A 25,347-nucleotide genomic window follows, 5' to 3' on the forward strand; every position below is an offset into this window, starting at 1 on the left:
GAGATGTTCTACAACCCGGTGCGCAAGCAGATCAGGAACGGGATGCTGTCACCCAACCAGTTCGAACGGCAGCAGATTCTGAAAGCAGAAGGCGTCTAGAAAACTAGGGGCTACTCAGCCGTGGTCAGCGATCCTCGGCGCGCCGACAATCCTATCGTGGCCTGCAATCCTGCCTTTGTTGAGTTGACGGGCTACTCCCAAGAAGAGGTCATAGGCCGAAACTGCCGGTTCCTGCGCGGTGCCGGAACCGAGGCCGAGCAGACGGAGATGTTGCGCGACGCTGTAGCCCAGGTGCGACCTGTCATGGTCGAGCTGATTAATTACCGTAAAAACGGCACCCCTTTTCGCAACGCTGTAATGGTTGCGCCGCTTTTCGATGACGAAGGCGAACTGGAATTCTTTCTGGGTTCTCAGATGGCCATCGACGATCGGCCGGTCAGCCGCCATCAGCAGGCACGCATGCGAATTGAAAATCTTAGTGGCCGTCAGCGTCAAATAATCGAGGCGCTTGCCCAAGGGCGCCTAAACAAACAAATCGCGTTCGAGCTGGGGGTTACCGAGCGGACGGTGAAGATGCACCGCGCTGCCGTTCTTCGAACTTTGGAAGTGCGGTCGGTGGCAGAGGCAATCCGGATTGCGATAGAAGCTGGCCTCTAGAGGTCGCGCCGCGCAGCGAACCGGGCCAAAGTCCTCAATCGGGCAGCGCTTATGCCAAACGGCTCCAGAGCGCTATCGCATGCGCGCAGGAGCGCTTCCACTTCAAGAGCTGTAGTTTCTGCTCCCAGGACCGTGACGCCGGTCTCCCGGCTTTTATCTTTGTCCTTGTTTACGGCCTTTCCGACAATGGCTGCATCGCCCTCAGAATCGAGGAGGTCGTCCCTGAGCTGGAAAAGAAGGCCGAGGTCGGTAGCATAGGACTTTAACGCGCTGCGCGTTTGCGCATTGCTTCGGCCCAGCAACATGCCTGCTTCCACTGCGAACCGCACAAGTGCGCCAGTTTTCCGATTGAGGCAATCGATGAGCCCTTCTCGTGAAAGGTCTGCTTCGGGATACAGATCCATCATCTGACCGCCGGCAAGTCCATCCTGACCGATGCATTTCGCAAGGCCCAGAACAAGTTCGCTGCGCACGGCCGCATCGGCATGGGTGCGCGGATCAGAGAGAATTTCAAAGGCCAGTGCCAGCAGAGCATCGCCCGCCAGGACCGCTGTGGCCTCGTCGAACCGACGATGAACGGTAGGTCGTCCTCGCCGAAGATCGTCATCGTCCATGCAGGGCAAATCGTCGTGGACGAGGGACTGAGCATGTACGCACTCAATTGCCGCAGCGACACGCAGTGCCGAACCCCGGTCACCCCCCAACATTTCAGCCACAGCCAGGGCAAGAGCGGCTCTAAAACGCTTTCCTCCTGCCGTAGCAGCGTAGCGCATCGCGTCGGCGAGACGAATATTGCGTGTGGGGCAGTCACCGATCGCATCCATCAGCACCGTGTCGACTGCTGCACGATCATCAGCCAGAATCTTGGGCAGATGCGGAGGGGCTTGCTCGGTCGTTACCACTGAAATGGGTCGAAATCGGATTGATTCTTCCGGTCCAGCCATTTCCTCGCGCAAGAAGCCAAGGCCATCAAGCCAGGAACATATTTCTTCAATCGCCTCGTCCGGGGCGGATGCGGCTGCGCTCAACCCTATTGTAGAGGCTTTCGCCAGTGGAATATGAGCCAAATCTTCAGCATCTTCGATCAGAAACGCCTGCGGACAATCAGCCGCCAGCGCCGCTTCGACCAGTCGGCGCGCATTCGAAGATGTGGGATCTCCAACAATCAACATGATATCGCAACGCGGCGCTATTTGCGTCACAGCAGATTGCCGGTTTGTGGTTGCATAGCAGATGTCGCTTGAACGCGGACCGACGCAATTGGAGAATCGAGCCTCTATCGCCTCGATCAATCGAGCTGAATCGGCGACTGAAAAGGTCGTCTGGACGGCGTAAGCTACTGGCGTTTCATCTGGCAGGGGGAGGGCGCTGACACTGGCCAGATCCGCTACTATCGAAATGGCGTCAGGGGGCAATTGTCCAGTGGTTCCGATTATCTCGGGATGGTCCGCATGGCCGACGAGCAAGACGTGGCGGCCTTGCGAATTCCATTGAGCGACCTCGGAATGAATTTTTGCGACCAAAGGGCAAATGGCATCCACGACGCGCAAACCACGTTTATCCGCCTGCGCTTTCACGGCGGCTGCACTTCCATGCGCGGACAATATCGTGACTGCGCCTTGAGGGATTTCGCTCACATCCTCAACAAAAACGGCGCCTAATTCCTCAAGCTGCTTTAGCACCCTTCGGTTGTGCACGATCGCATGGCGCACATAGACAGGAGCACCATGGACATGCAGCGCGTCCTCAACGGCTGCAATCGCACGTCGTACGCCAGCGCAAAAGCCACGCGGATTGGCCAACAGCACCCGTCTGGGCTCAGGAGAAAAAGCCTGATCTTCTCTATCGTCTGGTGCGCTGATCATCGCCTCATCCTATCTATCTGACATATTTTCAGTTTTTGGCTTTGAATACCATACTCCCCTTTGGACAGGTTGTGGCACTCCACCAATTCCATAGCGATGCCTTGAACCAGCATTCCTCAAACCAAGGCGATACATGATGTCATCAAAGCCTTCTGCAATCGTCATCGGATCAGGCTTTGGGGGACTTGCGCTTGCAATCCGCTTGCAAAGTGCCGGTATCGGCACGACGCTCATCGAGGCACGCGATCGCCCAGGCGGGCGAGCCTATCGCTGGGAAAGAGAAGGTTACATATTCGACGCCGGTCCGACCGTGATTACCGATCCGGCCTGCCTGGAAGAATTATGGATGCTTTCAGGCAATCGAATGGATGAGGATGTGACCCTCAAGCCGGTGAGCCCCTTTTATAGGCTTGTCTGGAACGATGGCACACAGTTCGATTATTCCAATGATGACGCGCTGTTGGAAAAAGAGATTGCCAAGCTCGATGCGAAAGACATCGAAGGCTACCACCGGTTTCTGGACTATGCGCGGTCAGTTTACCAGGAGGGCTACGTAAAGCTGGGTGCAGTCCCATTTCTTGATTTCAAGAGCATGTTGAAAGCGGCACCCGCCCTTGCCCGGCACAAAGCATGGCGGTCTGTCTATGCAATCTTATCGAGCTTCGTGGGGAACGAAAAGCTACGCCAGGCCCTGTCATTCCACACTTTGCTGGTCGGGGGCAATCCGATGAGCACGAGTGGCATCTACGCCCTTATCCACCACTTGGAGCGGGAGGGAGGAATATGGTGGACGACTGGCGGCACAAACGCACTCGTCGATGGGATGGTGGCGCTTTTTGAGCGATTGGGCGGAGCGCTCATGCTGAATGAACCGGTACGGGAAATTTTACATGAAGGGCGTCGCGTAACTGGCGTGGTCACGCAGGCTGGACGTCGCATTCATGCAGATCAGATCGCCTCCAACGCGGATGTTGTCAGCACCTATAAAATGATCGTCGGGTCTTCTCACGCATTGAGGAAAAGGCATTCACTCGAAGCTAAGCGATTTTCTCCCAGTCTTTTTGTTTTACATATGGGAATTAAAGGAAATTTTCCGAAAATCGCGCACCACTCGATTCTATTTTCCGATCGCTACGGTCCCTTATTGGACGACATTTACAAGGGGGGGCGCTTGCCGAAGGACCCGTCAATCTATTTGCATAATCCCGGAGCCAGTGACGCAAGCGTGGCTCCTGCCGGCAAATCGGTCTTGTACGCGCTCGCCCCTGTGCCGCATTTGGGCGCTGCGGCAGTCAATTGGGCGGAGGAGGGCGACCGCTATCGCCAAATCATCATAGGCCGCATTCGCGACCTGTTGATCCCCGATATCGAGGATCGGATCGAAATCTGCTTTCACTATACGCCGGAAGATTTCCAAAGGGATTTGGACGCTCATCTCGGTAGCGCTTTCAGTCTAGAACCGGTGCTGACGCAGAGCGCCTGGTTTCGAGCACATAATCGTGATGACCGATTTGAAAATCTTTTCCTGGTAGGAGCAGGTACCCATCCCGGCGCGGGCATCCCGGGCGTTGTCGGAAGTGCCAAAGCGACTGCAGGGCTCATGATGCAAACCGGGAGGCCCTGAGGCCCGTGTGAACATTGCTGTTCTATAGGCCTACAGAGCTCTATCGCTCACGCTCTATGGATGATCCGTTATCTTTCCAGCGCCAAGATCTGCTGCTCGGACAATAATTGCTGTTTCAGCATCCCGTAATCGACATCCTGCACGCTCCTGCCCTCCCGGATCGCGATGGATGCCGCAGCAGCGGCCGATTGGCCAAGGATCATGAAGACGGGCTCCATTCGGATCGAGCCATAGGCAATGTGCGATGCCGACAAGGCGACCGGGACCAGTAGGTTGGTCGCTTCCTGGCGCTTCGGGATGATCGCATCATAGCTGATCGGATAGGCGCGTTCAGGGCTGACCTCGATATTCCCTTCGTTGCGCGCAAAGCCTCTTGCATCGACGATCCGCCGGACATTGTGCGAGTCCATATTATATGATCCCATGCCGACCGGCCTGGGCGTCGCCTTCGTGCCGCGCAAATGCGGTTCGGCCATGACAAAGTCCGAAACCATGCGCCGCGCTTCGCGCACATAAACTTCCCGCGGCCAGTTACCATTGCCGGTGAATTCATCCTTGCACAGGCCCCAGCGCGACATTTCGGTGCGCGTCTCGGCCGGTACGCCAGGATCGTTTGCCATGAACCACAGCAGCCCCTGCTGATAGTCCACATGCTCCTGAATGATGGCAGCCCGTTCGGTGTCGGTTCCCTCGGGATAGCGGTAATTCATGCCGATATCATCGAAGGAGAAGGCACCGAAATTGTTGGTGTCGGTCTTGCCGTTGGGGATGCGATCGAATTTGCGGAAAAAGTCGCGATAGCCCGCATCCATATAGCGTTTGAGCAACGCATATTGGCGCGGATCATAATGGCGCGGCCTGGGAAAAGGCGTGCGGTTGGCTGGCACGTCGGTCAGGCACATGCGGAATGTATAGGCCTGTATGCGATGGTCGCCCGTGCCGTCCGGCGCGATCGGATCTGCCGTTACCCGCGGCAACAGGCCGCTGCCGGGCTTACCCGGGACGACATAGGGATCGACGTCCAGTGTGAATTGATGATTGGTCGTGTTGGCCATCTGGACGCCGTTCAACGTCTCGCCGTAGGTGGCATTTGCTTCGCGCCCGACCGCAAAGCCCACCCCTGCCCCCGCCATCAGATCGCCTTCATAGCTGGCATCAATGAAGACATGTCCGGCAAAACGACGACCAGTCCCGGAACGGAAGGCGACAACCCGACCGGCTTTCACCTCCACGGCCCCGTCCCGCCGATCGATCGGCTGGGATCGAACGACGGTAACACCGGCCTCCTTCAGCCAGGCCTCGTAAATCCCCTCAGCCACCTTGGGCTCGAACTGCCACATCGCATCGTCATTGACGAAATTCTCGGCGTTCTCCGGACGCCTGGCAAAGGTCCAGGCAGCCGGATCATCATAATGACGCTTCACCCGCCGATAAAATTCGAGCGAGAGGCCACCAATGGCGCGATGATTGCCGGTGTCGGACCAGCCCAGGCCATTGGTCGTCATGCCGCCGACATAGGCGTCGCGACAGACGAGCAGCACCGACCGGCCCAGCCGCCGTGCCTCGACCGCCGCAATGACGCCGGCCGAGGTGCAGCCATATATCACGATATCCGCCGGTGTTTGTGCAACCGTGCTGGCGTCGGCCGCGCCGGCCAGCAGAAGGGCCGCGGCGAGCATGGGGCGAAGCGCCTTGATCCTGCCAGCCATCAGAAAGTCGCCGCCACGCCGAAGAAGAAACGGCGGTCCTCTCGCAGCGAACTGAGCAGGCGCGCCGGATCCTGGAGATATTGCCGTTCGACGGACCGGGTGAGATTGATGGCCTCTGCCGTCAGGCGGACGGTCTTGGTGAGGTTGATCTGGGCCGAAGCGTCGAGTTGCCCCCTGGCCTGCATATAGGAGCTGCCGCCCGATGCGGCGCTGCCCTGCCCCTGCAGATATTTGCTGCGGTGGATATAGGCGACCCGGAAGGACAGCAATTCGTCCTCATAATAGCCGATGAGATTATAGCTATGCTTCGACAGGCCCGGCAATGGCAGGCCGCGTTGGGTCGCCTCGTCTACCAGCGGCGTCTTGCTGTCGACGAAGGTATAATTGGCCTGAATGCCGAGATTGTCGAAGGGCGCCGGCAGGAAACGCAGCGCGTGCTGATAGGCCAATTCGAATCCCTTGATGGTACCCGACTTGCCATTGACCGGCTGGGTAATCTGGAACAGGTCGTCCGGCCCCGTCGACAGGCCGGGCACGAATTCGGGCCGGGTCGTGTTGATGGTGAAGGAACTGACGTCCTTGTAGAAGCCGGCAAGCGTCAGCGCACTGGACGGTGCAAAATACCATTCGAGTGTCGCATCATATTGCGTTGCCTGGAACGGCCGCAGGGCGGGATTGCCACGCGATCCCTTGCGGGCGACGATGAATGGAATGAAGCTCACCCCGACATCGTTAAGACTGGGACGCGCGACCACCTTGGCAGCGGCAGCGCGGAACATGAGGCTGGGCGACAGCTCGAGCGAGAGGTTGGCGCTCGGCAACCAATAGTCGAAGCGCGATTTCGACGCGGTTGCCTGTGTGTCCGACAGATAGCCCGAGGATATGCGCTCGATACTGATATAGCGCACCCCCGCATTGCCGGTGATCGGTATCGATCCGACCTCGCTCTTGAAATTGGCCCGGACATAGAAGGCGAGCGTGTCCTGATCCACGTCGCGGATCGACACGCGGCCAAGCGGGATCGTATCGGCGCGAGGGATCGGCAGGCCAAATGCATCGCGTGCAACATCCTTGTCCACGGTCCCGGTCAGCAAGTCGCGTGGGAAATCGCCCGAGGCTCCAGGAAAGAAGCTGCTCATGCTATTGTCATAATTGAGCCCCGGCATCTCATCGACGGTGATGATGCCATCGCCATTCTTGTCACCAACGGCCAGCAGGCTTGCCGCGGAGGGGACGCTTTGTGGCGATTCCGAATAAAATTTGATCTTCTCGTAGCGCGAGCCAACCTGGATCGAGCTGAGCAAGCCCCAGTCGGTGCGGATGTCGAAATCGACACGGCCGTCATAGCCGCTGTTGTTGGTGATATTGTCGCCATCGAAGATCGATGCCAGCTGATATTGCGCCGGATCGTTACGGTCGAAATTGGTGTCGAGCGAAAGGTTGGGCACCGGGCCCCCCCCCGAGAAATCATAGCTCGCATTGGTGACATTGCCGGCACGCGGGACCACCACATAGGTGAAGGATGCGCCAGGGCCACCATCCGTGCCCTTGCCCTTGCTGTAGGAAGCGTCCGCCGACATCTTCACGACATCACCGTCATATTTGGTCGAGAAACCAAGATTGGTGGATCGGAACTCGGTCGGCTCGTCATAGATGAGCGGCCGCAGCGTCACGCCGGTGAAGGTGCCGCTGACGACGGTGCCATGTTCGTCAGCAACAGCATCGACGTCATTATTATTGAAGAGAATCTGGTAATTGGCGCTGTTGCGTTCCCGTTTCAGCCGCGAATAGGTGCCGTCGAGAATGATCTCCCAATTGTCGGCAGGACGAAACTGCAGCGAACTGTTGAGCGTCAGGCGCTGCTCCCGCCGATCATAGATGCGCGCCATGAAACGATTCGGCCGGAACAGGCCGGGGTCGTCGACGCCGTCACCATCGCCGTCGATGGCATCAGTACGGGTCCAGCCGCCGGAATCGAATGACTGTCCCTGGGTATGGGTGTTGGAATAGGCGATGCTGGCAAGGACGCCGAAGCGATCGTCGAAATTCTTCGAGATGAGGGCTGAGCCTCGGTAGCCAAGATGATCGGCCTGGTCGGTATAGGCACCCTGAAGCCGCCCGCTGATGACAAGGTCGTCAAGGTCGAGCGGACGCTTGGTCTTGAGGTTCACGGTGGCGCCAAGCGCCCCTTCGGGCATGTCGGCGGTGGGAGACTTCGAGACGACGATGCTGCCGATGATTTCCGGACTGATCGATTCTAGCGACGCACTGCCACCTGCACCCGGCCCCAGGAAGGTGCGGCCGTTGATTTCCAGGCGGTTCTGGGAAATGCCGCGGACGGTGAAGTTCGAGCCATCGCCTTCGCGCCGCGTGATCTGGACGCCGGTGATGCGGCTCATGGATTCAGCGACATTCTGGTCAGGCAGCTTGCCGATATCCTGCGCCGTGATGACATCGACGATGTTGCTGGCGCGGCGCTTCACATTGATCGACTGCTGCAACGAGCCGCGAATGCCGGTGACGATGATGTCCTGCGCCGCCTGATTGTCGGAAGAGACTATGTCATCTGGTGCAGCGCCCGCCGCTTCACTCCCCTGTGGATTGGGCTCACCGGCCGGCATCATGGTGAAAGCGGCTGCCGGGGTCGGACCGACCTTGCCTCGCTTGAGCACGATGGCGCTGCCGACCCTGACCATGACGAGATCCGTGCCTGCAAGCAGGCGCTGAAGCGCCTGCGACACATCCATTGCCCCTTTGATGCCGGAAATGGTGACACCCTCAGCTGTGGGGGCCGACACCAATATTTCGATACCCGCCTGTCTGGCAAAGAGCGGGATGCCGGTGCGCGCCGGTTGCGCGGGGATATCGAATCGCCGGACCTGGGCCGCCGCCTCTGCAGGCGAAGCCATGCTCCAGGCCAGGCTGGCTGAAGCCAACATAAAATAGGCGCGCGAAGCTCTCATACATCCTCCCCTGTCTGGCGCCCTGTTTTCTGGTGCGCTCTCGACCATCAAGAGACGGGCGGGTCGGTTTTCCGTCAGCTGCCTGCGATCTTTTTTCGCGAAAGGCGAATTTCCTCGGCTGTCATACTTACCGAAATATCGAGGGAAATGGCCAGGGTCCGCGCAAAACCTGCCGGATTATCGATCCGGAACAGGCCGACCAGCTTCTCATTGGCAAGGCTTGGGTCGGACAGCACCAATTGCTGCTTGTTGTAGCGATTGAACCGGGCAATGGCGTCAGACAATGTGTCCCCTTCGAGCGCGATTTCACCCGCTCGCCAGGCGAGCGACCTCTCTATCGCCTGCGGTGAATTGCCAGTGGCGGGAACCAGCGCGCCCCGCTCGAAGGTCGCAAAATCCCCGGCCCTGAGGATGGTCATGGCCCCTGCCCCGTTACGGGCCCAGGTTGCCACGATCCCCTCGGTCACGGCAATCTGCACGCCATTTTCGGTCCGACTGACGGAAAAGGCCGTGCCGATCGCCCTTGCCTGCGCAATGCCGGCATCGACGATGAAGGGACGCCGTCGGTCCTTTGCAACCTGAAACCAGGCCTGACCTCTTGCCAGCGTGACGCGTCGGCTTTCCTCGTCGAGGGCAACCCGCAGGTCGCTACCACTGTCGATCGTTGCGACCGAACCATCTTCGAGCGGAAGACGCCGAATTTCACCGCGCTCGGTCGCGATATGCTCCCCCGTCCAGCGCGAAAACCCGACCATGCCCGCGATCGCCGCCGCCATGGCACCACCGACCCCGGCCGCCATCCATCGACGCCGCGTCCAATGGGAGCCGTGCTCCGGCCCGGCGTCGGCAACAAGCGCTTCCTCCGCCAGGGCCAGGGCAGCCTGCGCACGCAGCAGCGCCCCGGCATGGAGCCGGTCCTGTGCGAGCCATGCGTCAAGAGCGGCCTGTTGATGCGCATCCAAGGGATGGCGCATGGCCCAGTTGGCAGCTGCCTCGTCAATGCTTTCGCGCACGGACACCTCCGCTGCTCGAAGGCTGTTCCTGTTCGGGCTCGGTCAATGTGCGAAGAATGGTTCTCAAGCCGCGGCTCGCCTCATTCTCGACAATGGTTTCGCTGATGCCCAGCGTCTGGGCAATCATCTTCTGGCTCAAGCCCTCGACCCTGCGCATGATGAAGATCCGGCGGGCACGGTCGGACAGCTGTGCCAGCGCCGCCTGTACCCTGGCCAATTCCTGGCGTCCCTGCGCGAAGCGCTCGGGCGTCAGAGGATCACCTTCCTCTTCCCAACCATCAATGCCGGACGCAGTCTCGATGCGAACCACCCGCGCCCGCTCCACCTGTCGTTGCAATATGTGTCGCGCCATCGTGAAAAGATAGGCGCGCGGCACGGCAACATGCGCGACATCGGGCAGCTGGGCCAGACGGCAATAGCATTCCTGCACGATATCCTCCACATCGGCCGCCGCAAGCACACGCCGCCGCAACCAGCTCCGCAGGTCACGTTCATGGGGCAGAATTTCCCGTGCTACCCATCTGGCAAGCGCGTCGCGTTCCGTAGTTTCTCTCCTCTCTCGTTGCCAAGAGCCATGGAAGAGGCATTTCCGTCACGGTTAAAGCAATTTTGTGGCGGAGAAACAGATACGCGCCGATAGGTGCACATACTCGAACAATCTCCGCAAAAACTGACTGACTATCCCGATCCTTCGCTGCCACCCGATGGGATTTTTTCGCTTCTTTCAGCGGATTGTAGGTTCCAAGCGCTCATGTGAGATCAATGAATTGCAAAGGGAGATGATAATCCGATAAATTGCGGTAACTATCGGACATATCCCAATTGCCGTACTCTGGAAGCATGATCCATTAGGGCCGTGTCGAAGATGATTATTCCCGGTGACATGATGCAGACTGACCTGCCCCCCGAAAGATCCCTCATTCTGATGTAGAGTCTGTCCACGAGAAGGAGCAGACGCATGAGGAAGCGCCGTTTTACTGAGGCGCAGATCATCGGGATGATCAAGGAGCAGGAGTCCGGGCTACCGACGGTCGAGATTTGTCGGAAGCATGGGCTGAGCACGGCGACGTTTTACAAGCTGAAGGGCAAGTACGGCGGGATGGAAGTGTCCGATGCCCGCCGGCTCCGCCAGCTTGAGGAGGAGAACGGCAAGCTCAAGCGATTGCTGGCCGACAGCATGCTCGACAATGTGATCCTGAAGGATCTGTTGGGAAAAGTCTGACGACACCAGGTTTGCGGCGAGACGCGGTGCTCAAGGTGCTGGGGCTCTATCCGATTTCCCAGCGCCGGGCCTGCGTCCTGATCGGTGTCGATCCCAAAATGGTCCGGCGCGAACGCCCGCCGGACCACGGAGCCATCCGGACTGCGATGCGTGAGGTCGCAGGCCAGCGCCGTCGCTTTGGCTATCGCCGGATCGGCATCATGCTGGAACGCCAGGGGATGACTATGAACCACAAGAAGCTCTACCGGCTGTAACGTGAGGAAGGATTGTCGGTTCGCCGCCGTCGTGGGCGCAAACGGGCGCGTGGCAGCCGCACACCGATGCCCGTGCCGCTGGTTCCGGGTTCGCGCTGGTCGATGGACTTTGTCTCCGACACGTTCGGTGCCTCACGCAAGTTCAGGATCTTGGCCATCAATGATGATTGCTGCCGGGAGAACCTGTGCCTGGTAGGTGAGCTGCAGCGACGGCGGCTGATCCCTTAACTGCTACATGTCCAGGAAGCGTTCTACACTCAGCTTTCTACTGCCCTGAGGGGCGGAATTTCGGTGAGCTAGCGTTGATCATGGTTCAATGATGCAATTGCGAATCGCATATCGAACAAGGTCTGCCACATTTCGTAAGTCGAGGCGTTTCATCGCTTCCAGGCGATGTGCCTCCACGGTTTTGACGCTCATGCCCAAAACTTCAGCGATTTCCGTGTTTCGCCGCCCTTCAGCGATCTGCTGAACAATCTGACGCTGTCGTGGGGTAAGCCGCCGCAGCGGGATTACGCTTTCGTCCAGCACGCGCTCGACCAGGAACTCGCTCGCTTCTCCTGAAAAGAAGGGTTCGCCTTTGAGGGCATGGTCCATCGCCTGCTGCCAAACCGACGGCCCTTCAATTTTTGAGAAATACGCTTTGCAGCCTGCACTCAGGGCGCTGGCAATTGTGGTTTTGCTACGCTGCAGAGTGAACATCGCGATGTAGATGGAGGGAGTAACCTGTCTCAATTGCGTTGCGTAGTGCAGCTCATTCTTCAAAGGGGGAGGGCAATCAAGAATAGCGATGTCGGGGGCGTAATCGCGCGCCATAGCAACACCATGTACGCAATCTACTCCTTCTTCGACAACTTCGAAGCGGGAATCTTTCCGCAGAAGCCGGCACAGGACGTTTCGCATCTCTATGCTATCGTCGATCACCAATATCTTAGCGCGGTCAATCATCGTGACGAACTCTCCCAGGCGGGCCCAATCGATTGCCCTCGAACGGCCGCCATGCTCTGGATGGTAAATTCGCTTTAGACTCGCTGCAATCTCCTAAAATCACAGCGGACTGAGCATTTTTCTTCCCTGCTCTCCGTCCTTGATACTGAAGCTAAGATTGAAATCGGCGTCTACCGCCGACCCAAATTATACCTTCAGAGACAGAGTTCGGCTCCTCAGGCGCAGATCTTCCGTTTTTCCAGCGGCTCGCGACCAACTTCCCTCAGGTCGAGCGCTCATTTCTAGCGTGATGGTCCCTTGGATAGGGTAATGCGTACCGTGATCAAGTCGCCTTCGGCCAGCTTTTCTGCTTTTCTCACGCTCGCCTTGATGGGTAGCATGTAGCCTTGGCGGGCCTTGCTCGGAAAAACCGATGTGCGCCAACAAGTTTTGCTGATGGCAGCCTCTACATAGACTGATCCCCAAGCCGCTGAGTGACCAGACGATGCTACACGGATGGCTTCCGCGACGTAGCCGTCGATCGTCAGAAATGACGGCTGGCCATCCTTGCCTTCCCCGCGCCACAACCAGATCGGACCGGCATGCTCTCAAACTGTTTCGTCGGGTGAGACGTCTCCGCCCAGTTCCTCGCGCAGGAAGCGGATCAGCTCAGGGTCTGTTGGGCCATCGTTCGTTTGCGCCACTCGATCATTGGCTGTGCGCTCGTTTGATGCAACCCGATCTTGCGCTATCGTTTCGTCTAAACCAGTAGGCACTATCGGCGCGCTCCTCGCGCGACTGGACGACTTCGAGGTCGGCGCCAACGTGCGGGTCACCCTCCAGCGGGGGCAAGCTACGCGCGAGGTCAAGATCGCGCTTCAGCCGGACGAGCAGCTGCCACCAGACGCGCGCTATCGGAAATCCTCCCGCGATTCGCAGGTGCCGTGACGTTTCATGCGTTTCGAGAAAGGGTCAGGCATCGATCGGCTGGAGGACTTCTCCCGTTTCATCGATCAGGAATGAGCCATCGGTGCGGCGCGTGACGGCAAGACCACTATCCAGGATGAAATCGATTTCCTCGCCCCTTTCCATCTGGACGATAGTGTGTCGCCGGCCACTCTCGCCAGCTGCAGGCAGCCGTTTCGTTACGCGCCAGTGCATCGCCAGGTTCCTTGGCCTGTCCCATAGATTGTTGCTGACAGAGAAAGGAGCCCCGGCGGCTGGCTCGAGGCTCCCCTGTCCATCCTCGCGAGCTTCCGCGAACGGGGCGGACGACCATGGAACGCAGATGGGCGCCATCGGGTTTCCGGCAAAAGCTCGCTGCCGGTAAGCGGCGGGCACTTGCGCGGATCGTCCGCATCGGACTCTCGCTCAAGCGGCTTCGCGCTCTTCCGCGTGACCCGAGCAGGCCGCCATCTGGTCCTTGACCGCCAGCTTCAGTTTCTTGAGCCGGCCGATCAGGAAATGGCGCGGATGGAGACGCTTCTCCTCTTCGCGGATTTCGGCTTCGAGACGCGCATGTTCGCGCTCGAGGTAGCGCAGATAGTGGTCGTTCATCGTCGAGTTCCTCATGTTCGATGATGGGGCCCGGCCGCAGCCGGGCCCTTCGTCTGTCAGTACTCCATTTCCGGCATCGTGGCCCTGGCGCCCTTGTCATCCTTGGGCGCTTCGGCGACGAGCGCCTCGGTCGTGATCAGCAGCGAGGCCACCGAAGCTGCGTCTTGGAGCGCGGTGCGGACCACCTTGGCGGGATCGATCACGCCGGAGCCAACCAGATCTTCATATTGGCCGGTGGCGGCGTTAAAGCCCCAGTTGTAGTCTTCGCTCTCCAGAAGTTTGCCGACGATGAATGCACCATCCTCGCCGGCGTTGTCAGCAATCTGCCGTGCCGGCGCGCGCAGCGCCCGGCGGACAATGTCGATACCTGACTGCTGGTCGTCGTTCGCGGCCTTGATGCCCTCGAGCGCCTTGAGCGCGCGCAGGAGCGCAATGCCGCCGCCCGGCAGGATGCCCTCCTCGACCGCGGCGCGGGTGGCGTGGAGCGCGTCGTCGACGCGGTCCTTCTTCTCCTTGACCTCGACCTCGGTTGCGCCGCCGACGCGGATCACCGCGACGCCGCCGGCGAGCTTGGCCACGCGCTCCTGAAGCTTCTCGCGGTCGTAGTCGCTGGTCGTTGTCTCGATCTGCGCCCTGATCTGCGTGACGCGAGCGTCGATGTCCGAACGCGCGCCGGCGCCATCGACGACGGTGGTGTTGTCCTTATCGATGATGACCTTCTTGGCGCGGCCGAGCATGGCGATCGTGACGTTCTCGAGCTTGGTGCCGAGTTCCTCGCTGACGACGTTGCCGGCCGTGAGTACCGCGATGTCTTCCAGCATCGCCTTGCGGCGATCGCCGAAGCCCGGCGCCTTGACCGCCGCGACCTTGAGGCCGCCGCGCAGCTTGTTGACGACGAGCGTCGCCAGCGCTTCGCCCTCGACATCCTCGGCGATGATCAGAAGCGGCCGGCCCGACTGCACCACCTGCTCGAGCAGCGGGATCAGCGCCTGGAGGTTCGACAGCTTCTTCTCGTGGATAAGGATGTAGGGATCCTCAAGCTCGACCTTGAGCTTCTCGGCGTTGGTTACGAAATAGGGCGAGAGATAGCCGCGGTCGAACTGCATGCCCTCGACGGTCTCGAGCTCGGTCGCAAGGCTCTTGGCTTCCTCGACGGTGATCACGCCCTCGTTGCCGACCTTCTCCATCGCCTCGGCGAGAATGCGGCCGACTTCCTCGTCGCCGTTCGCGGAGATGGTCGCGACCTGGGCGATCTCGCTATTGGCGCGGACCTTGCGCGCATGGGCTTCAAGGTCCTTGACCACGGCGCCGACGGCGAGGTCGATGCCGCGCTTGAGGTCCATCGGGTTCATACCTGCCGAGACAGCCTTGGAACCCTCGCGCACGATCGCCTGGGCGAGCACGGTCGCGGTGGTGGTGCCGTCGCCGGCCTTGTCGTTCTGCTTCGACGCGACCTCGCGCAGCATCTGCGCGCCCATGTTCTCGAACTTGTCCTTGAGTTCGATCTCCTTGGCGACGGTAACGCCGTCCTTCGTGATGCGCGGCGCGCCAAACGACTTCTCGATGACCACGTTGCGGCCCTTCGGACCCAGGGTCACCTTCACTGCGTTGGCAAGCGTATCCACGCCGCGCAGCATGCGATCACGCGCGTCCGACGCAAACTTCACTTCCTTGGCAGCCATTGCCTCGTCTCCTTTCTTCGAATTCATTCCTGGGTGTTGAGGGGACAGGCCAGCCTCACGCCGCCTGCTTGAGCTCTGCCTTGGGCTCGATCACGCCGAGGATATCGTTCTCCTTCATGATGAGCAGATCCTCGCCATCGATCTTGACCTCGGTCCCCGACCATTTGCCGAAAAGGACGCGGTCGCCGGCCTGGACTGATAGCTCGACGAGCTTTCCGGCTTCGTCGCGCGCTCCCGGACCAACGGTGACGACTTCGCCTTCCTGCGGCTTTTCCTTGGCGGTGTCGGGGATGATGATGCCGCCCGAGGTCATCTCCTCGGCTTCGATGCGGCGGACGACCACACGGTCGTGCAAGGGGCGGAAATGCATGCATAACCTCCAGATGCAAAACTGAGATGTGATAGGCCCGGCGTTCATTCGAACGTCAGGTGACGCGGAATTAGGAAAGCTCATTTTTTGCGTCAAGATGGTGCGCGAAAATTTTTGGCACTCGCAGGCATCGAGTGCCAGGTGCCGACTTATCGAGTTGTTGTTGGGTCAATTTCCCTCTTGACGCGAATCGCCGGCGTTCCAAAATTTGCCGAGTGGGCGCTGCGCCCGCAGATGAGAAAGGAGCGACACCAAAGGAAGGAGGCAGAGCCATGTCGCAGCCATTTTCCCGCTATCTTCATCCCTTCGACGTTGCGCACAATCCGAGCCTGGAGCCCGAAGTGAAGCGCGCCATTCTGGCATCCTGGGCGTCCGACCGTTCCGCGGTGCGCGACCATCCCGGCCTGCGCAAGCCGCCCGGCGCCAGGCGCGCGGTGCCGATCGATGACATCCTTGCCGCCATGCATGCGATCGACAAGCCCGCGGAAGGTCCCCGCGCTTCGCCATGAGCCGCCGGGATTTTATCGTGCAGCTAAAGGGCCATCGGCTGACGACGGCACAAATCCACTACTACCGTCCCGATGCGCCCTCGCTGCTGCAGTTGTTCGTTTGGCAGGAGTACGATCTCGCGCCCGACTTTCCAAGGCTGTTCGCGTTTCTCGAGCATTGGCGACGCGAGATCGAGGCCCCGCTCCACTCGATGTGCATTTCCCATGAGGGGATGATCCGCCCTACCGAGTGGCGCGCGGTCGATGGCGTCATCGATATCCGGTGACGCGCAGTCTGCTCAAGGGGTGGCGCAAGCCGAAGCCGGACGACGTGCCGGTACGCCTGCCCTTCAGCCACATCATGGAATTCGCGATGGCGCTCCTGTCGATCTCGCCGCACGAGCTGCGAGCGCTGGGCTTGACCTTCGCCCATCGCAAGAGACTTCTCGATCACATGCTGGCTTGTGGCCGTGCAGCCGAAGGCATCGAGCCGAACAAACTGACCACCAAGCAGATCGAGCTGCGCTTGCCGAAGGGGGACCTTGCCCGCTTGCGCATTTCGCGGTGCGCGAACTGCCCAAGGCGGCGAGCAACGCGGCGGTTATCGACCGGGTGCTCACCGCCCTCGACGAGGCATGGCATCGACACGAGCGTCCATCGCACGCTGCATGCTCTGGCGAGCAGTCCTCGCCCACCTGAAGTGCGCCTCTACCTATGCAGATTTGCGATCAACCTCCTCATTGGCGGCCATGCTGGCGCAAGGGAAATTGCCGCAGCACAGAGCATGCGGGCCGGTGGGCCAGCAGCAAAGCACGGGCCCCAAGGCATCGGGGATAGCAAGACGGATTTGGCCTAGCGACGGCTCCGTCCGGCATTCGAAGTCAAGACCCTGCCTTTGGCAATATCGCTCGGCCGAGGCGCGGTCAGGAAAGCGCAGCTCGATCGTCGCGAGGGGATCGCCTCCGCCGGTCCAACCCGTCAGCGGGTCGGCAACCGGGCCCCAGCGCGGCGCAAACCTGACCCGCCATCGATTTTGGCGGCGTCGGCCGCCACTTGTCGCTAAGGCCAGCGGCTCGATGATCGCCTGAGCACCGAGCGGGAACGAGGTCGCACCCGCCAGGGCAACCGCCTGGTTGTCGTTAGCCGAAGGCCCGGACTCGAAAGTCCGGGCCCTGCCGTCAGCGGGCGCAGCCATTGACGGGAACCCGGCGGATGTGCTGCTCCGCCGCCTCTGTCCTCGGCAGCGTGACCGTCAGCACGCCGTTTTTGAAGGTGGCTGCGACCTTGTCGCGTTCGATGCCCCTAGGCAGGCCGATGCGGCGCTCGAAGCGGCCATAGCTGCGCTCCGAGTAGCCGCGATCCTTGTCCTCGACTTCGGACTTCTTTTCGCCACGCAAGGTCAAGGCGCCGTCCTCGACGAAGATCTCCACGTCCTTCTCGTCGAGGCCCGGCAGTTCCGCCGTTACCCGAATCTCCTTGTCGGTCTCGCCCAGCTCAAGGTGCGGCCATCCTGACATGCGGTCGAAGCCGGCGAAGGCGGGCATGCCGAAGTTGCGAAAGACATCGTCGAAGAGACGGTTCACGTCGCGGTGAAGCAACTGAAGCGGATGGGTTTCCCTTTCCCGCTCGGCGCTGACCGGAACGGGCAGCCGGTTTTCCTGCCGGCTCCAGGGAATGAGATCACGAATAGCCATGATGACATCTCCTTTTCTGGCTGGATGAAAGGCTGAACCTGCCGGACGCCGCGTGCGGGGGGTATCGGAAGGCGGCGCCGGCAGGCCGATGGGCGCGGGATCAGGCCGGCTCGGCCGCCTTTTCCTTCACTTCGCCCAGTCGCTTGTCGTTGGAAGCGGCGCCGAAGATCTCGATGCGGCGCGGCTTCATCGCCTCGGGCACGACACGAGTCAGCTCGATCGACAGGAGGCCGTGCTCGAAGTTCGCATTCCCGACCTCGATGAAATCGGCAAGCTGGAAGCGCCGCTCGAACGCCCGGGCCGCGATACCGCGATGCAGGTATTCGCCCTTGTCGGCGTCATCGGCACGCTTGCCGGTGACCGAGAGCAGGTTCTGGTGCGCGACGATCTCGATATCCTCGGGCTTGAAGCCGGCGACCGCGATGGTGACGCGGAAATTGTCGTCGTCGATCCTCTGGATGTCGAAGGGCGGATAGCCATCTTCCTCCCGCGCACCCGCTTCGAGCAGGTTGAACAAACGATCGAAGCCGACCGTCGAACGGCGATAGGGCGTAAAGTCAAAGTTCGGTCTCATCTCCAAATCCTCCAAATGAAGCAATTCGGGCATGAGATGCGCCAGTAACCAAGAGCCGGCGCTCTCATGTGTCCAACCGGACCCGGTTTGGCGTCCGGTACCCGTGAGCTAATTTTGGTCGCGCGGCTTTCAAGATAGTGCGGCCAAAAAATTTTTGCGGCGCGCGCAGATTTGCTCAGGCGCTGTGCTCAGCCGGGGAACCGAACGCCAGCAAGACCAATTTACCGGGCGATTTCAATCCAAATAGAGGTAATGTGTTCTCATGAGGTACCGACTGCTGCGCGATGACGACCGCTCGGTGGCGACGACGAGCGAGGATCTCGAGGGCGAACTGGCCGCGACGACGTGGGCTCGCGCATGGCTCGAAGACCATGCCGATCACGATCGCTACCGGCTCGAGCCTATGGGCGGTTCGCGGCCCATGCTGATGATTCGAACGGTCGCCGGACATGGTACGCTATTCCGATTGCTGCAGAGACGGAACGCACCTGAGCTTGCCGAACGACGCGCAAATTTCGCGTCAGGACGCGGGACCACCCTCTTCGTAGATCGGGCCGAGCGCTAGCCAGCGTCCGCTGCGCGAGCGCTCGATTGGTGTGCCGCACCAGTCGCACAGCGCCGAAAGGTCGCCGCCCCGCTTGCGCCGGCTGACCGAGATTATCGGCGGCCGGTGCCGTCCGATGAGACAGAACAGCAACCGCGCGTCGATCATGCTGGCATTGCCTCGTCATGCCGCGATCTCGCTTGATGCCATTACCGATCACTGCCGCTTTCCTGTCGCCCAATAAAGATGGCAGGGCGGGATGTTCCTCCATTCGTAGCTTTCGCGCAGGCTCGCGAAATGACGCCTCAGCAGCGGACGGATGGCGGTGCGCATCTGGTAGGCCGCCAGCGTGCCGCACGGCGACATGGCCCGCACCGTCTCGCGCATGATCGCCTCGGCGTCGCCCGGCTCGAGCGTCGAGAAGGGCAAGCCCGTTAAAATACAGTCGGCCTCGCCCAGTCCATGCTCGGCAAGGTGGCGATTGACGTCCTGCGCCGTTCCTTGAACGACGATGAGCCGGCGATCGTCGCAGCGCTGCCGCAAAGTTTTGACGAATCTTTCGCCGGTCTCAATCGCCAGAAGAACGGCATCGCGCCGCATGCGCTCCAGCGCTTCGAAGGTAAAACGCCCCGTGCCCGGACCATATTCGACCAGAATGCTGATGCGCTGCCAGTCGAGCGGGGCGAGCATGCGGCGAACCATGCGCGCGCTCGCCGGGACGGCCGAGCCGACCATGCCGGGATTGCGCACAAACTCCGAGACTGCCACCCAAGCTGAATCCTGCGCCATCGCTCTCTCCTTGCAACCGTGACAACGATACTCGCGGCCAGTGGTTCGCGGGGAGGAAGCAGTACCTCGAACTGCGCCGGTGGCGATGATGGTCGTGCTCATCCTGTTCGGCGATTCGCTGGTCCATGGCCTCCTCTCGCCGCTCGGCTCGGCCTAATGGGCGGCGGCCATTGCTATCATCATAATCGAGCGATTGCCCGCCGGGCTGATCGGCATGACCGCTTTCAGGGCGGCGCGGCACGAGAAGTCGATGCTGACCTTTTTCGGCCTCCTAGTGTCGGATCGTTTTACTATATAGCTTATGGGGTCGACGACGGTCCGTTTGCCGGTTGCCACCGGCTGCGAACCCCTGCGGATTGTCGGCCCCTTGTCATCCTGCCGGCCAAACGATCGATGAATATCGGGTTCTGACAAGAGCTGTCCTCCGATCCATCGCTTGCGAACGGCAGCAAAGTCCCAGTCTCGGCCATAACCGGACCGACAGCTCGTAGGCGCGACACTTTTCCAATTGAACGGCATGCATGGGCGCGTTGCCGCCTTTCAGCATGAGGCTTCTACAGGTTAGTGAATGGCCGCTTTGCTGGTTCGGTTTCTCCGAAGCCGAAATTCGGGAAAGTCCCATTTGCCGTCATCACAGCCGGCGTTGCCATCAATTGATATCCTAAATCAATTTGTCGAGCGTGATCGGCAAATCACGCACGCGTTTCCCAGTCGCATTGTAGATCGCGTTGGCGACCGCCGCCCCCGTACCGGTGATGCCAATTTCGCCGACGCCGCGCGCGCCCATGGGTGTGTGGGGATCGGGTATGTCGGTCCAGATGACATCGATTTCGGGAACGTCCATATGCACGGGCATATGATATTCAGCGAGGCTGGGGTTCATGATCCGTCCGCTCCGCTCGTCGAACTGTGCTTCTTCCATCAGCGCGAGGCCCAGGCCCATGATGATGCCCCCCCTGAACTGACTCGCCGCCGTCTTGGGATTGAGGATGCGGCCGCAGTCGAACGATCCCAGGAAGCGAGATATGCACGGTTCACCCGTAATCATGTTGACCCGCACTTCGCAGAACATGGCGCCGTGGCTGTGCATCGACCAGTGCATGGTCTCGAGCGGCATGGGCGGCTCGGCTTCGATGACGACGGCGTCGCGCTGGGCGCGCGAGAGGATCGACGTGTAGCTTTCATACCGCGATGGATCGTCCAGGCTGGCTAGGCCGCCATCCCGACTTCCCACCTCTGCCTGTTTCAGCCCAGCCAAAGGCGAGTCATTTCCTGCCAGAGCCAGCAGTTGCGCAACCAGCTTATTGTAGGCCGCAATCACCGAGGCGCCGATCGATGCAGTCTGCTGCGATCCGCCTGCAAGGACCAGCCCAGGCAAGGTTGAGTCGCCATAGTTGAATTGGACGTGTGACATCGGCAGGCCCAGTCGTTCAGCTGCCACCTGTGTCTGCGCCGTAGCCGTACCCATGCCCATTTCGTGCGCGGCGATGTCGATCGTCGCATGGCCGGCGCGAGACAGGGTGATGCGGGCTGCGCCGCCGGGCATCCGGTAATAGGGATAGGTAGCGGTGGCGCATCCCATGCCGATCAGCCATTCGCCTTCCTGGTGCATGCGCGGCAGAGGGTTGCGTGCGCTCCACCCGAAGCGCTCGGCCCCGTCGCGCCATGCCTGATCAATATGCCGCGCTGAAAAGGGCAGACCGGATATCGGGTCCTTCTCCGGCTCGTTGCGCAAGCGGAGCTCGATGGGATCGATACCGAGCTTCTCGGCCAGTTCGTCCATCGCGCATTCAAGCGCGAAGGTGCCCACCGCTTCGCCCGGCGCGCGCATGAATGTGTTACTGGTCATGTCGATCTCGACATGCTGGACGTCCAGCAGGATATTCTCCGCGGCGTATGCGCTGCGCGTCGGGAGGATGAATGGTTCGGGCATGACATTGTGCGATGTCTTGGCCGTCACACCGCGATGGATGAGTGCGGTGAGCTTGCCCTCGGCGGTCGCGCCCAGAGCAACCTGCTGCTCGGTCGGCGAACGACCACCAACCGTGCGGTAGACACCTTCTCGGGTCAGCATCAATCGGACAGGTCGCTCGACAAGCTTCGCGGCTGCGGCCGCAATGATCTGATGCTGCCACAGCGTCTTACTGCCGAAACCGCCGCCGACATAAGGCGATGTGATGACGACCTTGTCCGCGGGTAGATCTAACACCTGCCCCAGCGTCCAGGCCGAATGCGCGACAGCCTGCTGCGCGTCATGGATGCGGAGTGTGTCGCCCTCCCACGAAAGCGTGACGGCATGAAGTTCGATAGGATTATGATTGTGGCGCGGCGTCGAATAGGCCGCGTCGATCTTGACGGCGGCCTTTTCGAACGCTGCCTGCGCATCGCCCACCTCGTCATGCAGCGGCTGGCCCATGAACTGCGATTGGGTGGTACCCCTGGCGATCGCCGCGTGGAAGTCGGTCTCCGCCGGCTCGGCCGCATAGGCCACATCGATCAGGCCAGCGGCATGGTCCGCTTGCTCCTGCGTGTCAGCAAGTATGATGGCGATAGGCTGACCGTTCCAGTAGATCTTCTCATCCTGCAGGACGGGAATGCTGTCGCCCGCAGCGGCCTTGGGATCACTCATGAACAGGGGGGCAGGCTTTAGTCTTGGCGCGTTACGATAGGTCATCACGAGCAGGACGCCGGGCGCGCTCTCAGCCCTTTCGACATTGAGCGAGGTGATGCGGCCTTTCGCGATCCTGCTGTAGACGATGGCGGCATAGACCATGTTTTCCAGAGGAAACTCCGCCGCAAAAGGAGCAGCCCCCGTCACCTTGAGTGGCCCGTCGATGCGCGAGACGGGCTTGCCGACATGACCATGCTGGTGACGGATGAGCGGATCGGGTTCGCCTCCCGGCATCCAACTATCTGGCGCGAGCGCCACTACCTTCGCCATCGCGCCCTGCATCAGGCCTTGCGCCAACGCCTTGCCGCTATCGATCAGGCTCATGCCATGTCCTCCATCAACTGCGTGAGTACAGCGACCATCGTCCGCTGCGCGAGCGCGACCTTGAAGCCATTGTCCCGGAGCGGCCGGGCATGGGACAGTTCTTCCGAGGCTGCCTTGATGAAGGCATCCACCGTTGCAGGTGATCCACGCAAAAGCGCTTCCGCTCTGGCTGCACGCCACGGCTTATGGGCAACGCCGCCGAGCGCCAGCCGGACGTCCCGCACATGCCCCTGTTCCACATCGAGGACGGCCGCGACGGACACCAGCGCGAACGCATAGCTCGCCCGATCACGGACCTTGCGGTAGGTTGAGCGCGCAGTGGATGGCACGGCTGGCAGTTCGATTGCGGTGATGAGTTCGCCCTGCTGCAGATTGGTGTCGATATCGGGTCGCTCGCCGGGCAAGCGATGAATGTCAGCGAACGCAATCCTTCTTTCGCCGTCGGGTCCTCGCACATGCACAGCGGCGTCTAGCGCAGCCAAGGCCACGCACATGTCCGATGGATGGGTGGCGATACAATGATCGGACGCGCCAAGAATCGCATGATTTCTGGTGAAGCCGCCAATCGCATCGCAGCCGCTTCCTGGGATGCGCTTGTTACATTGCGTGCCATCCTGGTCGTAGAAATAGAGGCACCGGGTGCGCTGCAGGATGTTGCCGGCGACGGTCGCCATATTGCGGATCTGCGCGCTGGCTCCGGCGACGATCGCGCGGGAAAGAAGGGGATATCGTTCGCGGATGGCGCGATGTTCGGCCACCGCAGTGTTGCGCGCCGCAGCGCCGATCAGCATGCCGCCATCGGATTGCTCGACTATGCCCGTGTCGAGACCTGTCACATCGATCAAGGTCGATGGACGCTCGATATTTTCCCGCATGAGATCGACGAGGTTTGTTCCTCCGCCAAGATAGCGGACACCGTTACCGGCCTGTCGCAGCGCCTCGTCGGCGTTGGCGGCGCGATGATAGGTAAAGGGGATCATTCGGTGACCTCCGCAAACGTCTCGAGGATCGCATCGACGATGCCATTATGCGCGCCGCAGCGGCACAGGTTGCCGCTCATCCGCTCACGAACCTCGTCGCGCGTCATCCCTATGCTGTCGGTGTCGAGCGCGTGCGTTACGTGACTGGGAACGCCGCGTTGCAGTTCGGCGGCCATCCCGACTGCAGAGCATATCTGTCCCGGCGTGCAATAGCCGCATTGGAAACCGTCATGCTCGACAAAGGCCTGCTGAAGCGGGTGCAGATTGTCGGCCGTTCCCAAGCCTTCGATCGTGATGATCTCCTGCCCCTGATATTGAACGGCGAGCGCGAGACAGGAGAGGATCCGCTCCCCATTTGCCAGCACGGTGCAGGCGCCACATGCTCCTTGATTGCAGCCTTTCTTCGATCCGGTGAAGCCCTGATTCTCCCGCAGAAAGTCGAGGAGGGAAACACGAGGGTCTCCAGGACACTCGGCCAAGGCGCCATTTACAAGGATGCTCATCCATCACTCCCCATAGTCGGGTGCGTAAACGATGTAGAAATGCGCGGATCGAGGTTTCGGGCCCATCGACAGCATTTTCCAGATGCGATTGCCGATCGGGCTCTCATCAATCAGTCTGGAAACTACCGCCCGCATAAGCGATGATCGACATGGTGGTGCCACCTTTCTGGAAGCAGAAATGCGCGGTGGCACGTCAGGAATTCAGGGCGATAGTTGACAGACCGACCAGCGGGATAGGTTCAGACCTTTGTGTCCGACTTGCCTAAGCTCGAGAGCCGTAGCCTTCCAAATGGATCCAGAATCGAATTGCTGGATCATGCGTGGAGACGCGCTAATGGTGCGTCCATGCGCAAACTCATTCTACCTCTAATCCTTCTCTCGATCACCTCGCCGGCTTTTGCCTGGGGGCCCATCGGCCACCGCGTCACCGGTGCCATTGCCGACCGGAACCTGAGCGGCGTGGCCCGCGCCAATGTCCAGCTTCTCCTGGGGGACGAAGATCTGGCACAGGCGGCGACCTGGCCGGACGACATGAAATCCGACCCCGCCGATTTCTGGCAGAAGCAGGCCAGCCCATGGCATTATGTGACCGTGCGCGAGGGCGACGCCTATACGAGCGCCGACGCGCCGCCCGAAGGCGACGCGATGAGCGCGCTTGCCCGCTTCACCGCGACGCTGCGTGATCCTGCGGCCTCAATGGACGACAAGCGCCTGGCCCTGCGCTTTGTCGTCCATATTATCGGCGACCTGCATCAGCCACTTCATGCCGGCGGCGGCAACGACCGGGGTGGCAATGACATGAAGGTGAGCTGGTTCGGTCGCTCGACCAATCTCCATTCGGTCTGGGACAGCGCGATGATCGAGCAGCGATCGCTATCCTATTCCGAACTTGCCGACTGGCTGGCCCGATCGATCACGCCGCGCGAGATCATTGCCT

24 protein-coding genes and 2 pseudogenes are annotated in these 25,347 nt (G+C 60.5%); 7 read left to right on the forward strand and 19 right to left on the reverse strand.

Annotation, left to right across the window (positions count from 1 at the left end; translation table 11 throughout):
• Nucleotides 1-120: 120 nt before the first annotated feature.
• Nucleotides 121-657 (forward strand): PAS domain-containing protein, encoded by a 537-nt coding sequence (locus A0U87_RS21795; RefSeq protein ID WP_137405990.1) that lies wholly within the window; start codon nucleotides 121-123, stop codon nucleotides 655-657.
• Here the strand turns inward: A0U87_RS21795 and ispH are convergent.
• Nucleotides 654-2,522 carry a 4-hydroxy-3-methylbut-2-enyl diphosphate reductase gene (gene ispH / locus A0U87_RS26510; protein WP_080993715.1) on the reverse strand — a complete coding sequence of 623 codons (1,869 nt, stop codon included), beginning with the start codon at nucleotides 2,520-2,522 and terminating at the stop codon, nucleotides 654-656. The genes A0U87_RS21795 and ispH overlap by 4 nt on opposite strands.
• A gap of 136 nt (nucleotides 2,523-2,658) precedes the next feature.
• On the opposite strand from ispH, the gene A0U87_RS21805 reads away from it, so the two are divergent.
• A complete protein-coding gene (locus tag A0U87_RS21805) occupies nucleotides 2,659-4,146 on the forward strand; it encodes a phytoene desaturase (protein WP_037509653.1) in 1,488 nt (495 codons plus the stop codon).
• A 68-nt stretch (nucleotides 4,147-4,214) separates the two neighbouring features.
• Here A0U87_RS21805 and A0U87_RS21810 read toward each other — a convergent pair whose 3' ends face one another.
• The 4 genes from A0U87_RS21810 to A0U87_RS21825 all read right to left on the reverse strand — a co-directional run bounded on the left by A0U87_RS21810 (nucleotide 4,215) and on the right by A0U87_RS21825 (nucleotide 10,291).
• A complete protein-coding gene (locus A0U87_RS21810) occupies nucleotides 4,215-5,825 on the reverse strand; it encodes an FAD-dependent oxidoreductase (RefSeq protein ID WP_004209650.1) in 1,611 nt (536 codons plus the stop codon).
• A gap of 29 nt (nucleotides 5,826-5,854) precedes the next feature.
• Nucleotides 5,855-8,764: a TonB-dependent receptor gene (locus tag A0U87_RS21815; RefSeq protein ID WP_240700617.1), complete on the reverse strand. Its 2,910-nt coding sequence runs from the start codon at nucleotides 8,762-8,764 to the stop codon at nucleotides 5,855-5,857.
• A 128-nt stretch (nucleotides 8,765-8,892) separates the two neighbouring features.
• Nucleotides 8,893-9,831 (reverse strand): FecR domain-containing protein, encoded by a 939-nt coding sequence (locus A0U87_RS21820; RefSeq protein ID WP_004209652.1) that lies wholly within the window; start codon nucleotides 9,829-9,831, stop codon nucleotides 8,893-8,895.
• Nucleotides 9,815-10,291 carry an RNA polymerase sigma factor gene (locus A0U87_RS21825; protein ID WP_306452558.1) on the reverse strand — a complete coding sequence of 159 codons (477 nt, stop codon included), beginning with the start codon at nucleotides 10,289-10,291 and terminating at the stop codon, nucleotides 9,815-9,817. Before A0U87_RS21825 ends, A0U87_RS21820 begins: the two co-directional genes overlap by 17 nt.
• 498 nt (nucleotides 10,292-10,789) lie before the next feature.
• On the opposite strand from A0U87_RS21825, the pseudogene A0U87_RS21830 reads away from it, so the two are divergent.
• Nucleotides 10,790-11,508 (forward strand): annotated as a pseudogene (locus tag A0U87_RS21830) (transposase); the annotation flags it as partial.
• A 105-nt stretch (nucleotides 11,509-11,613) separates the two neighbouring features.
• Here A0U87_RS21830 and A0U87_RS21835 read toward each other — a convergent pair.
• The 6 genes from A0U87_RS21835 to groES form a co-directional block, all read right to left on the reverse strand.
• Complete coding sequence (locus A0U87_RS21835; protein WP_004209656.1) at nucleotides 11,614-12,255, reverse strand: response regulator transcription factor; 642 nt, start codon at nucleotides 12,253-12,255, stop codon at nucleotides 11,614-11,616.
• A gap of 281 nt (nucleotides 12,256-12,536) precedes the next feature.
• Nucleotides 12,537-12,821 (reverse strand): DUF1905 domain-containing protein, encoded by a 285-nt coding sequence (locus A0U87_RS21840; protein WP_234415665.1) that lies wholly within the window; start codon nucleotides 12,819-12,821, stop codon nucleotides 12,537-12,539.
• A 385-nt stretch (nucleotides 12,822-13,206) separates the two neighbouring features.
• A complete protein-coding gene (locus A0U87_RS21845; protein ID WP_004209657.1) occupies nucleotides 13,207-13,395 on the reverse strand; it encodes a hypothetical protein in 189 nt (62 codons plus the stop codon).
• 210 nt (nucleotides 13,396-13,605) lie between these two features.
• Complete coding sequence (locus A0U87_RS21850; RefSeq protein WP_004209658.1) at nucleotides 13,606-13,791, reverse strand: YdcH family protein; 186 nt, start codon at nucleotides 13,789-13,791, stop codon at nucleotides 13,606-13,608.
• A gap of 56 nt (nucleotides 13,792-13,847) precedes the next feature.
• Entirely contained in the window at nucleotides 13,848-15,473 is a 1,626-nt protein-coding gene (gene groL / locus A0U87_RS21855; protein ID WP_004209659.1) for a chaperonin GroEL, read from the reverse strand.
• Nucleotides 15,474-15,528: 55 nt separating this feature from the next.
• Nucleotides 15,529-15,843, reverse strand: coding sequence for a co-chaperone GroES (gene groES / locus A0U87_RS21860; RefSeq protein ID WP_004209660.1), 315 nt, complete (start codon nucleotides 15,841-15,843; stop codon nucleotides 15,529-15,531).
• Between the two features lie 272 nt (nucleotides 15,844-16,115).
• Between groES and A0U87_RS21865 the strand changes: the two genes are divergently transcribed.
• Genes A0U87_RS21865 through A0U87_RS21875 form a run of 3 tightly spaced genes read left to right on the forward strand, consistent with a single transcriptional unit; the run spans nucleotide 16,116 to nucleotide 17,187 of the window.
• A complete protein-coding gene (locus A0U87_RS21865; RefSeq protein WP_004209661.1) occupies nucleotides 16,116-16,352 on the forward strand; it encodes a hypothetical protein in 237 nt (78 codons plus the stop codon).
• Nucleotides 16,349-16,618, forward strand: a complete 270-nt coding sequence (locus A0U87_RS21870; protein WP_004209662.1) for a hypothetical protein — start codon at nucleotides 16,349-16,351, stop codon at nucleotides 16,616-16,618. Before A0U87_RS21865 ends, A0U87_RS21870 begins: the two co-directional genes overlap by 4 nt.
• Entirely contained in the window at nucleotides 16,615-17,187 is a 573-nt protein-coding gene (locus A0U87_RS21875) for a hypothetical protein (protein ID WP_037490812.1), read from the forward strand. Before A0U87_RS21870 ends, A0U87_RS21875 begins: the two co-directional genes overlap by 4 nt.
• Before the next feature lie 18 nt (nucleotides 17,188-17,205).
• Here A0U87_RS21875 and A0U87_RS26870 read toward each other — a convergent pair.
• The 8 genes and pseudogenes from A0U87_RS26870 to A0U87_RS21915 form a co-directional block, all read right to left on the reverse strand.
• Nucleotides 17,206-17,526, reverse strand: a pseudogene (locus tag A0U87_RS26870) (NADH dehydrogenase ubiquinone Fe-S protein 4); the annotation flags it as partial.
• A complete protein-coding gene (locus tag A0U87_RS21885; protein ID WP_004209663.1) occupies nucleotides 17,510-18,025 on the reverse strand; it encodes an Hsp20/alpha crystallin family protein in 516 nt (171 codons plus the stop codon). The pseudogene A0U87_RS26870 and the gene A0U87_RS21885, both read right to left, overlap by 17 nt.
• 100 nt (nucleotides 18,026-18,125) lie before the next feature.
• Complete coding sequence (locus tag A0U87_RS21890) at nucleotides 18,126-18,599, reverse strand: Hsp20 family protein (RefSeq protein ID WP_004209664.1); 474 nt, start codon at nucleotides 18,597-18,599, stop codon at nucleotides 18,126-18,128.
• Between the two features lie 520 nt (nucleotides 18,600-19,119).
• Nucleotides 19,120-19,311 (reverse strand): hypothetical protein, encoded by a 192-nt coding sequence (locus tag A0U87_RS21895; protein WP_004209666.1) that lies wholly within the window; start codon nucleotides 19,309-19,311, stop codon nucleotides 19,120-19,122.
• Nucleotides 19,312-19,359: 48 nt separating this feature from the next.
• Nucleotides 19,360-19,932: a methyltransferase domain-containing protein gene (locus tag A0U87_RS21900; RefSeq protein ID WP_004209667.1), complete on the reverse strand. Its 573-nt coding sequence runs from the start codon at nucleotides 19,930-19,932 to the stop codon at nucleotides 19,360-19,362.
• Nucleotides 19,933-20,593: 661 nt separating this feature from the next.
• Nucleotides 20,594-22,927, reverse strand: coding sequence for a xanthine dehydrogenase family protein molybdopterin-binding subunit (locus tag A0U87_RS21905; protein ID WP_004209669.1), 2,334 nt, complete (start codon nucleotides 22,925-22,927; stop codon nucleotides 20,594-20,596).
• Entirely contained in the window at nucleotides 22,924-23,907 is a 984-nt protein-coding gene (locus A0U87_RS21910; RefSeq protein ID WP_004209670.1) for a xanthine dehydrogenase family protein subunit M, read from the reverse strand. Before A0U87_RS21910 ends, A0U87_RS21905 begins: the two co-directional genes overlap by 4 nt.
• Complete coding sequence (locus A0U87_RS21915; RefSeq protein ID WP_048938913.1) at nucleotides 23,904-24,410, reverse strand: 2Fe-2S iron-sulfur cluster-binding protein; 507 nt, start codon at nucleotides 24,408-24,410, stop codon at nucleotides 23,904-23,906. Before A0U87_RS21915 ends, A0U87_RS21910 begins: the two co-directional genes overlap by 4 nt.
• A gap of 345 nt (nucleotides 24,411-24,755) precedes the next feature.
• Between A0U87_RS21915 and A0U87_RS21920 the strand changes: the two genes are divergently transcribed.
• Nucleotides 24,756-25,347: S1/P1 nuclease (locus A0U87_RS21920; protein ID WP_137405992.1), on the forward strand; the 592-nt coding region annotated here is incomplete at its 3' end.

The organism is Sphingobium sp. MP9-4, assembly GCF_005281675.1.
In the GTDB taxonomy this organism is placed as follows: Bacteria; Pseudomonadota; Alphaproteobacteria; order Sphingomonadales; family Sphingomonadaceae; genus Sphingobium; species Sphingobium yanoikuyae.

What these genes read in the sequence shown, in the direction of transcription:
- ispH (WP_080993715.1), bottom strand. Translation starts at nt 2,522, where the DNA reads ATGATCAGCGCACCAGACGATAGAGAAGATCAGGCTTTTTCTCCTGAG.
- A0U87_RS21805 (WP_037509653.1), top strand. Translation starts at nt 2,659, where the DNA reads ATGTCATCAAAGCCTTCTGCAATCGTCATCGGATCAGGCTTTGGGGGA.
- A0U87_RS21810 (WP_004209650.1), bottom strand. Translation starts at nt 5,825, where the DNA reads ATGCTCGCCGCGGCCCTTCTGCTGGCCGGCGCGGCCGACGCCAGCACG.
- A0U87_RS21815 (WP_240700617.1), bottom strand. Translation starts at nt 8,764, where the DNA reads ATGGCTTCGCCTGCAGAGGCGGCGGCCCAGGTCCGGCGATTCGATATC.
- A0U87_RS21835 (WP_004209656.1), bottom strand. Translation starts at nt 12,255, where the DNA reads ATGATTGACCGCGCTAAGATATTGGTGATCGACGATAGCATAGAGATG.
- A0U87_RS21845 (WP_004209657.1), bottom strand. Translation starts at nt 13,395, where the DNA reads ATGCACTGGCGCGTAACGAAACGGCTGCCTGCAGCTGGCGAGAGTGGC.
- A0U87_RS21850 (WP_004209658.1), bottom strand. Translation starts at nt 13,791, where the DNA reads ATGAACGACCACTATCTGCGCTACCTCGAGCGCGAACATGCGCGTCTC.
- groL (WP_004209659.1), bottom strand. Translation starts at nt 15,473, where the DNA reads ATGGCTGCCAAGGAAGTGAAGTTTGCGTCGGACGCGCGTGATCGCATG.
- groES (WP_004209660.1), bottom strand. Translation starts at nt 15,843, where the DNA reads ATGCATTTCCGCCCCTTGCACGACCGTGTGGTCGTCCGCCGCATCGAA.
- A0U87_RS21865 (WP_004209661.1), top strand. Translation starts at nt 16,116, where the DNA reads ATGTCGCAGCCATTTTCCCGCTATCTTCATCCCTTCGACGTTGCGCAC.
- A0U87_RS21870 (WP_004209662.1), top strand. Translation starts at nt 16,349, where the DNA reads ATGAGCCGCCGGGATTTTATCGTGCAGCTAAAGGGCCATCGGCTGACG.
- A0U87_RS21885 (WP_004209663.1), bottom strand. Translation starts at nt 18,025, where the DNA reads ATGGCTATTCGTGATCTCATTCCCTGGAGCCGGCAGGAAAACCGGCTG.
- A0U87_RS21890 (WP_004209664.1), bottom strand. Translation starts at nt 18,599, where the DNA reads ATGAGACCGAACTTTGACTTTACGCCCTATCGCCGTTCGACGGTCGGC.
- A0U87_RS21895 (WP_004209666.1), bottom strand. Translation starts at nt 19,311, where the DNA reads ATGATCGACGCGCGGTTGCTGTTCTGTCTCATCGGACGGCACCGGCCG.
- A0U87_RS21900 (WP_004209667.1), bottom strand. Translation starts at nt 19,932, where the DNA reads ATGGCGCAGGATTCAGCTTGGGTGGCAGTCTCGGAGTTTGTGCGCAAT.
- A0U87_RS21905 (WP_004209669.1), bottom strand. Translation starts at nt 22,927, where the DNA reads ATGAGCCTGATCGATAGCGGCAAGGCGTTGGCGCAAGGCCTGATGCAG.
- A0U87_RS21910 (WP_004209670.1), bottom strand. Translation starts at nt 23,907, where the DNA reads ATGATCCCCTTTACCTATCATCGCGCCGCCAACGCCGACGAGGCGCTG.
- A0U87_RS21915 (WP_048938913.1), bottom strand. Translation starts at nt 24,410, where the DNA reads ATGAGCATCCTTGTAAATGGCGCCTTGGCCGAGTGTCCTGGAGACCCT.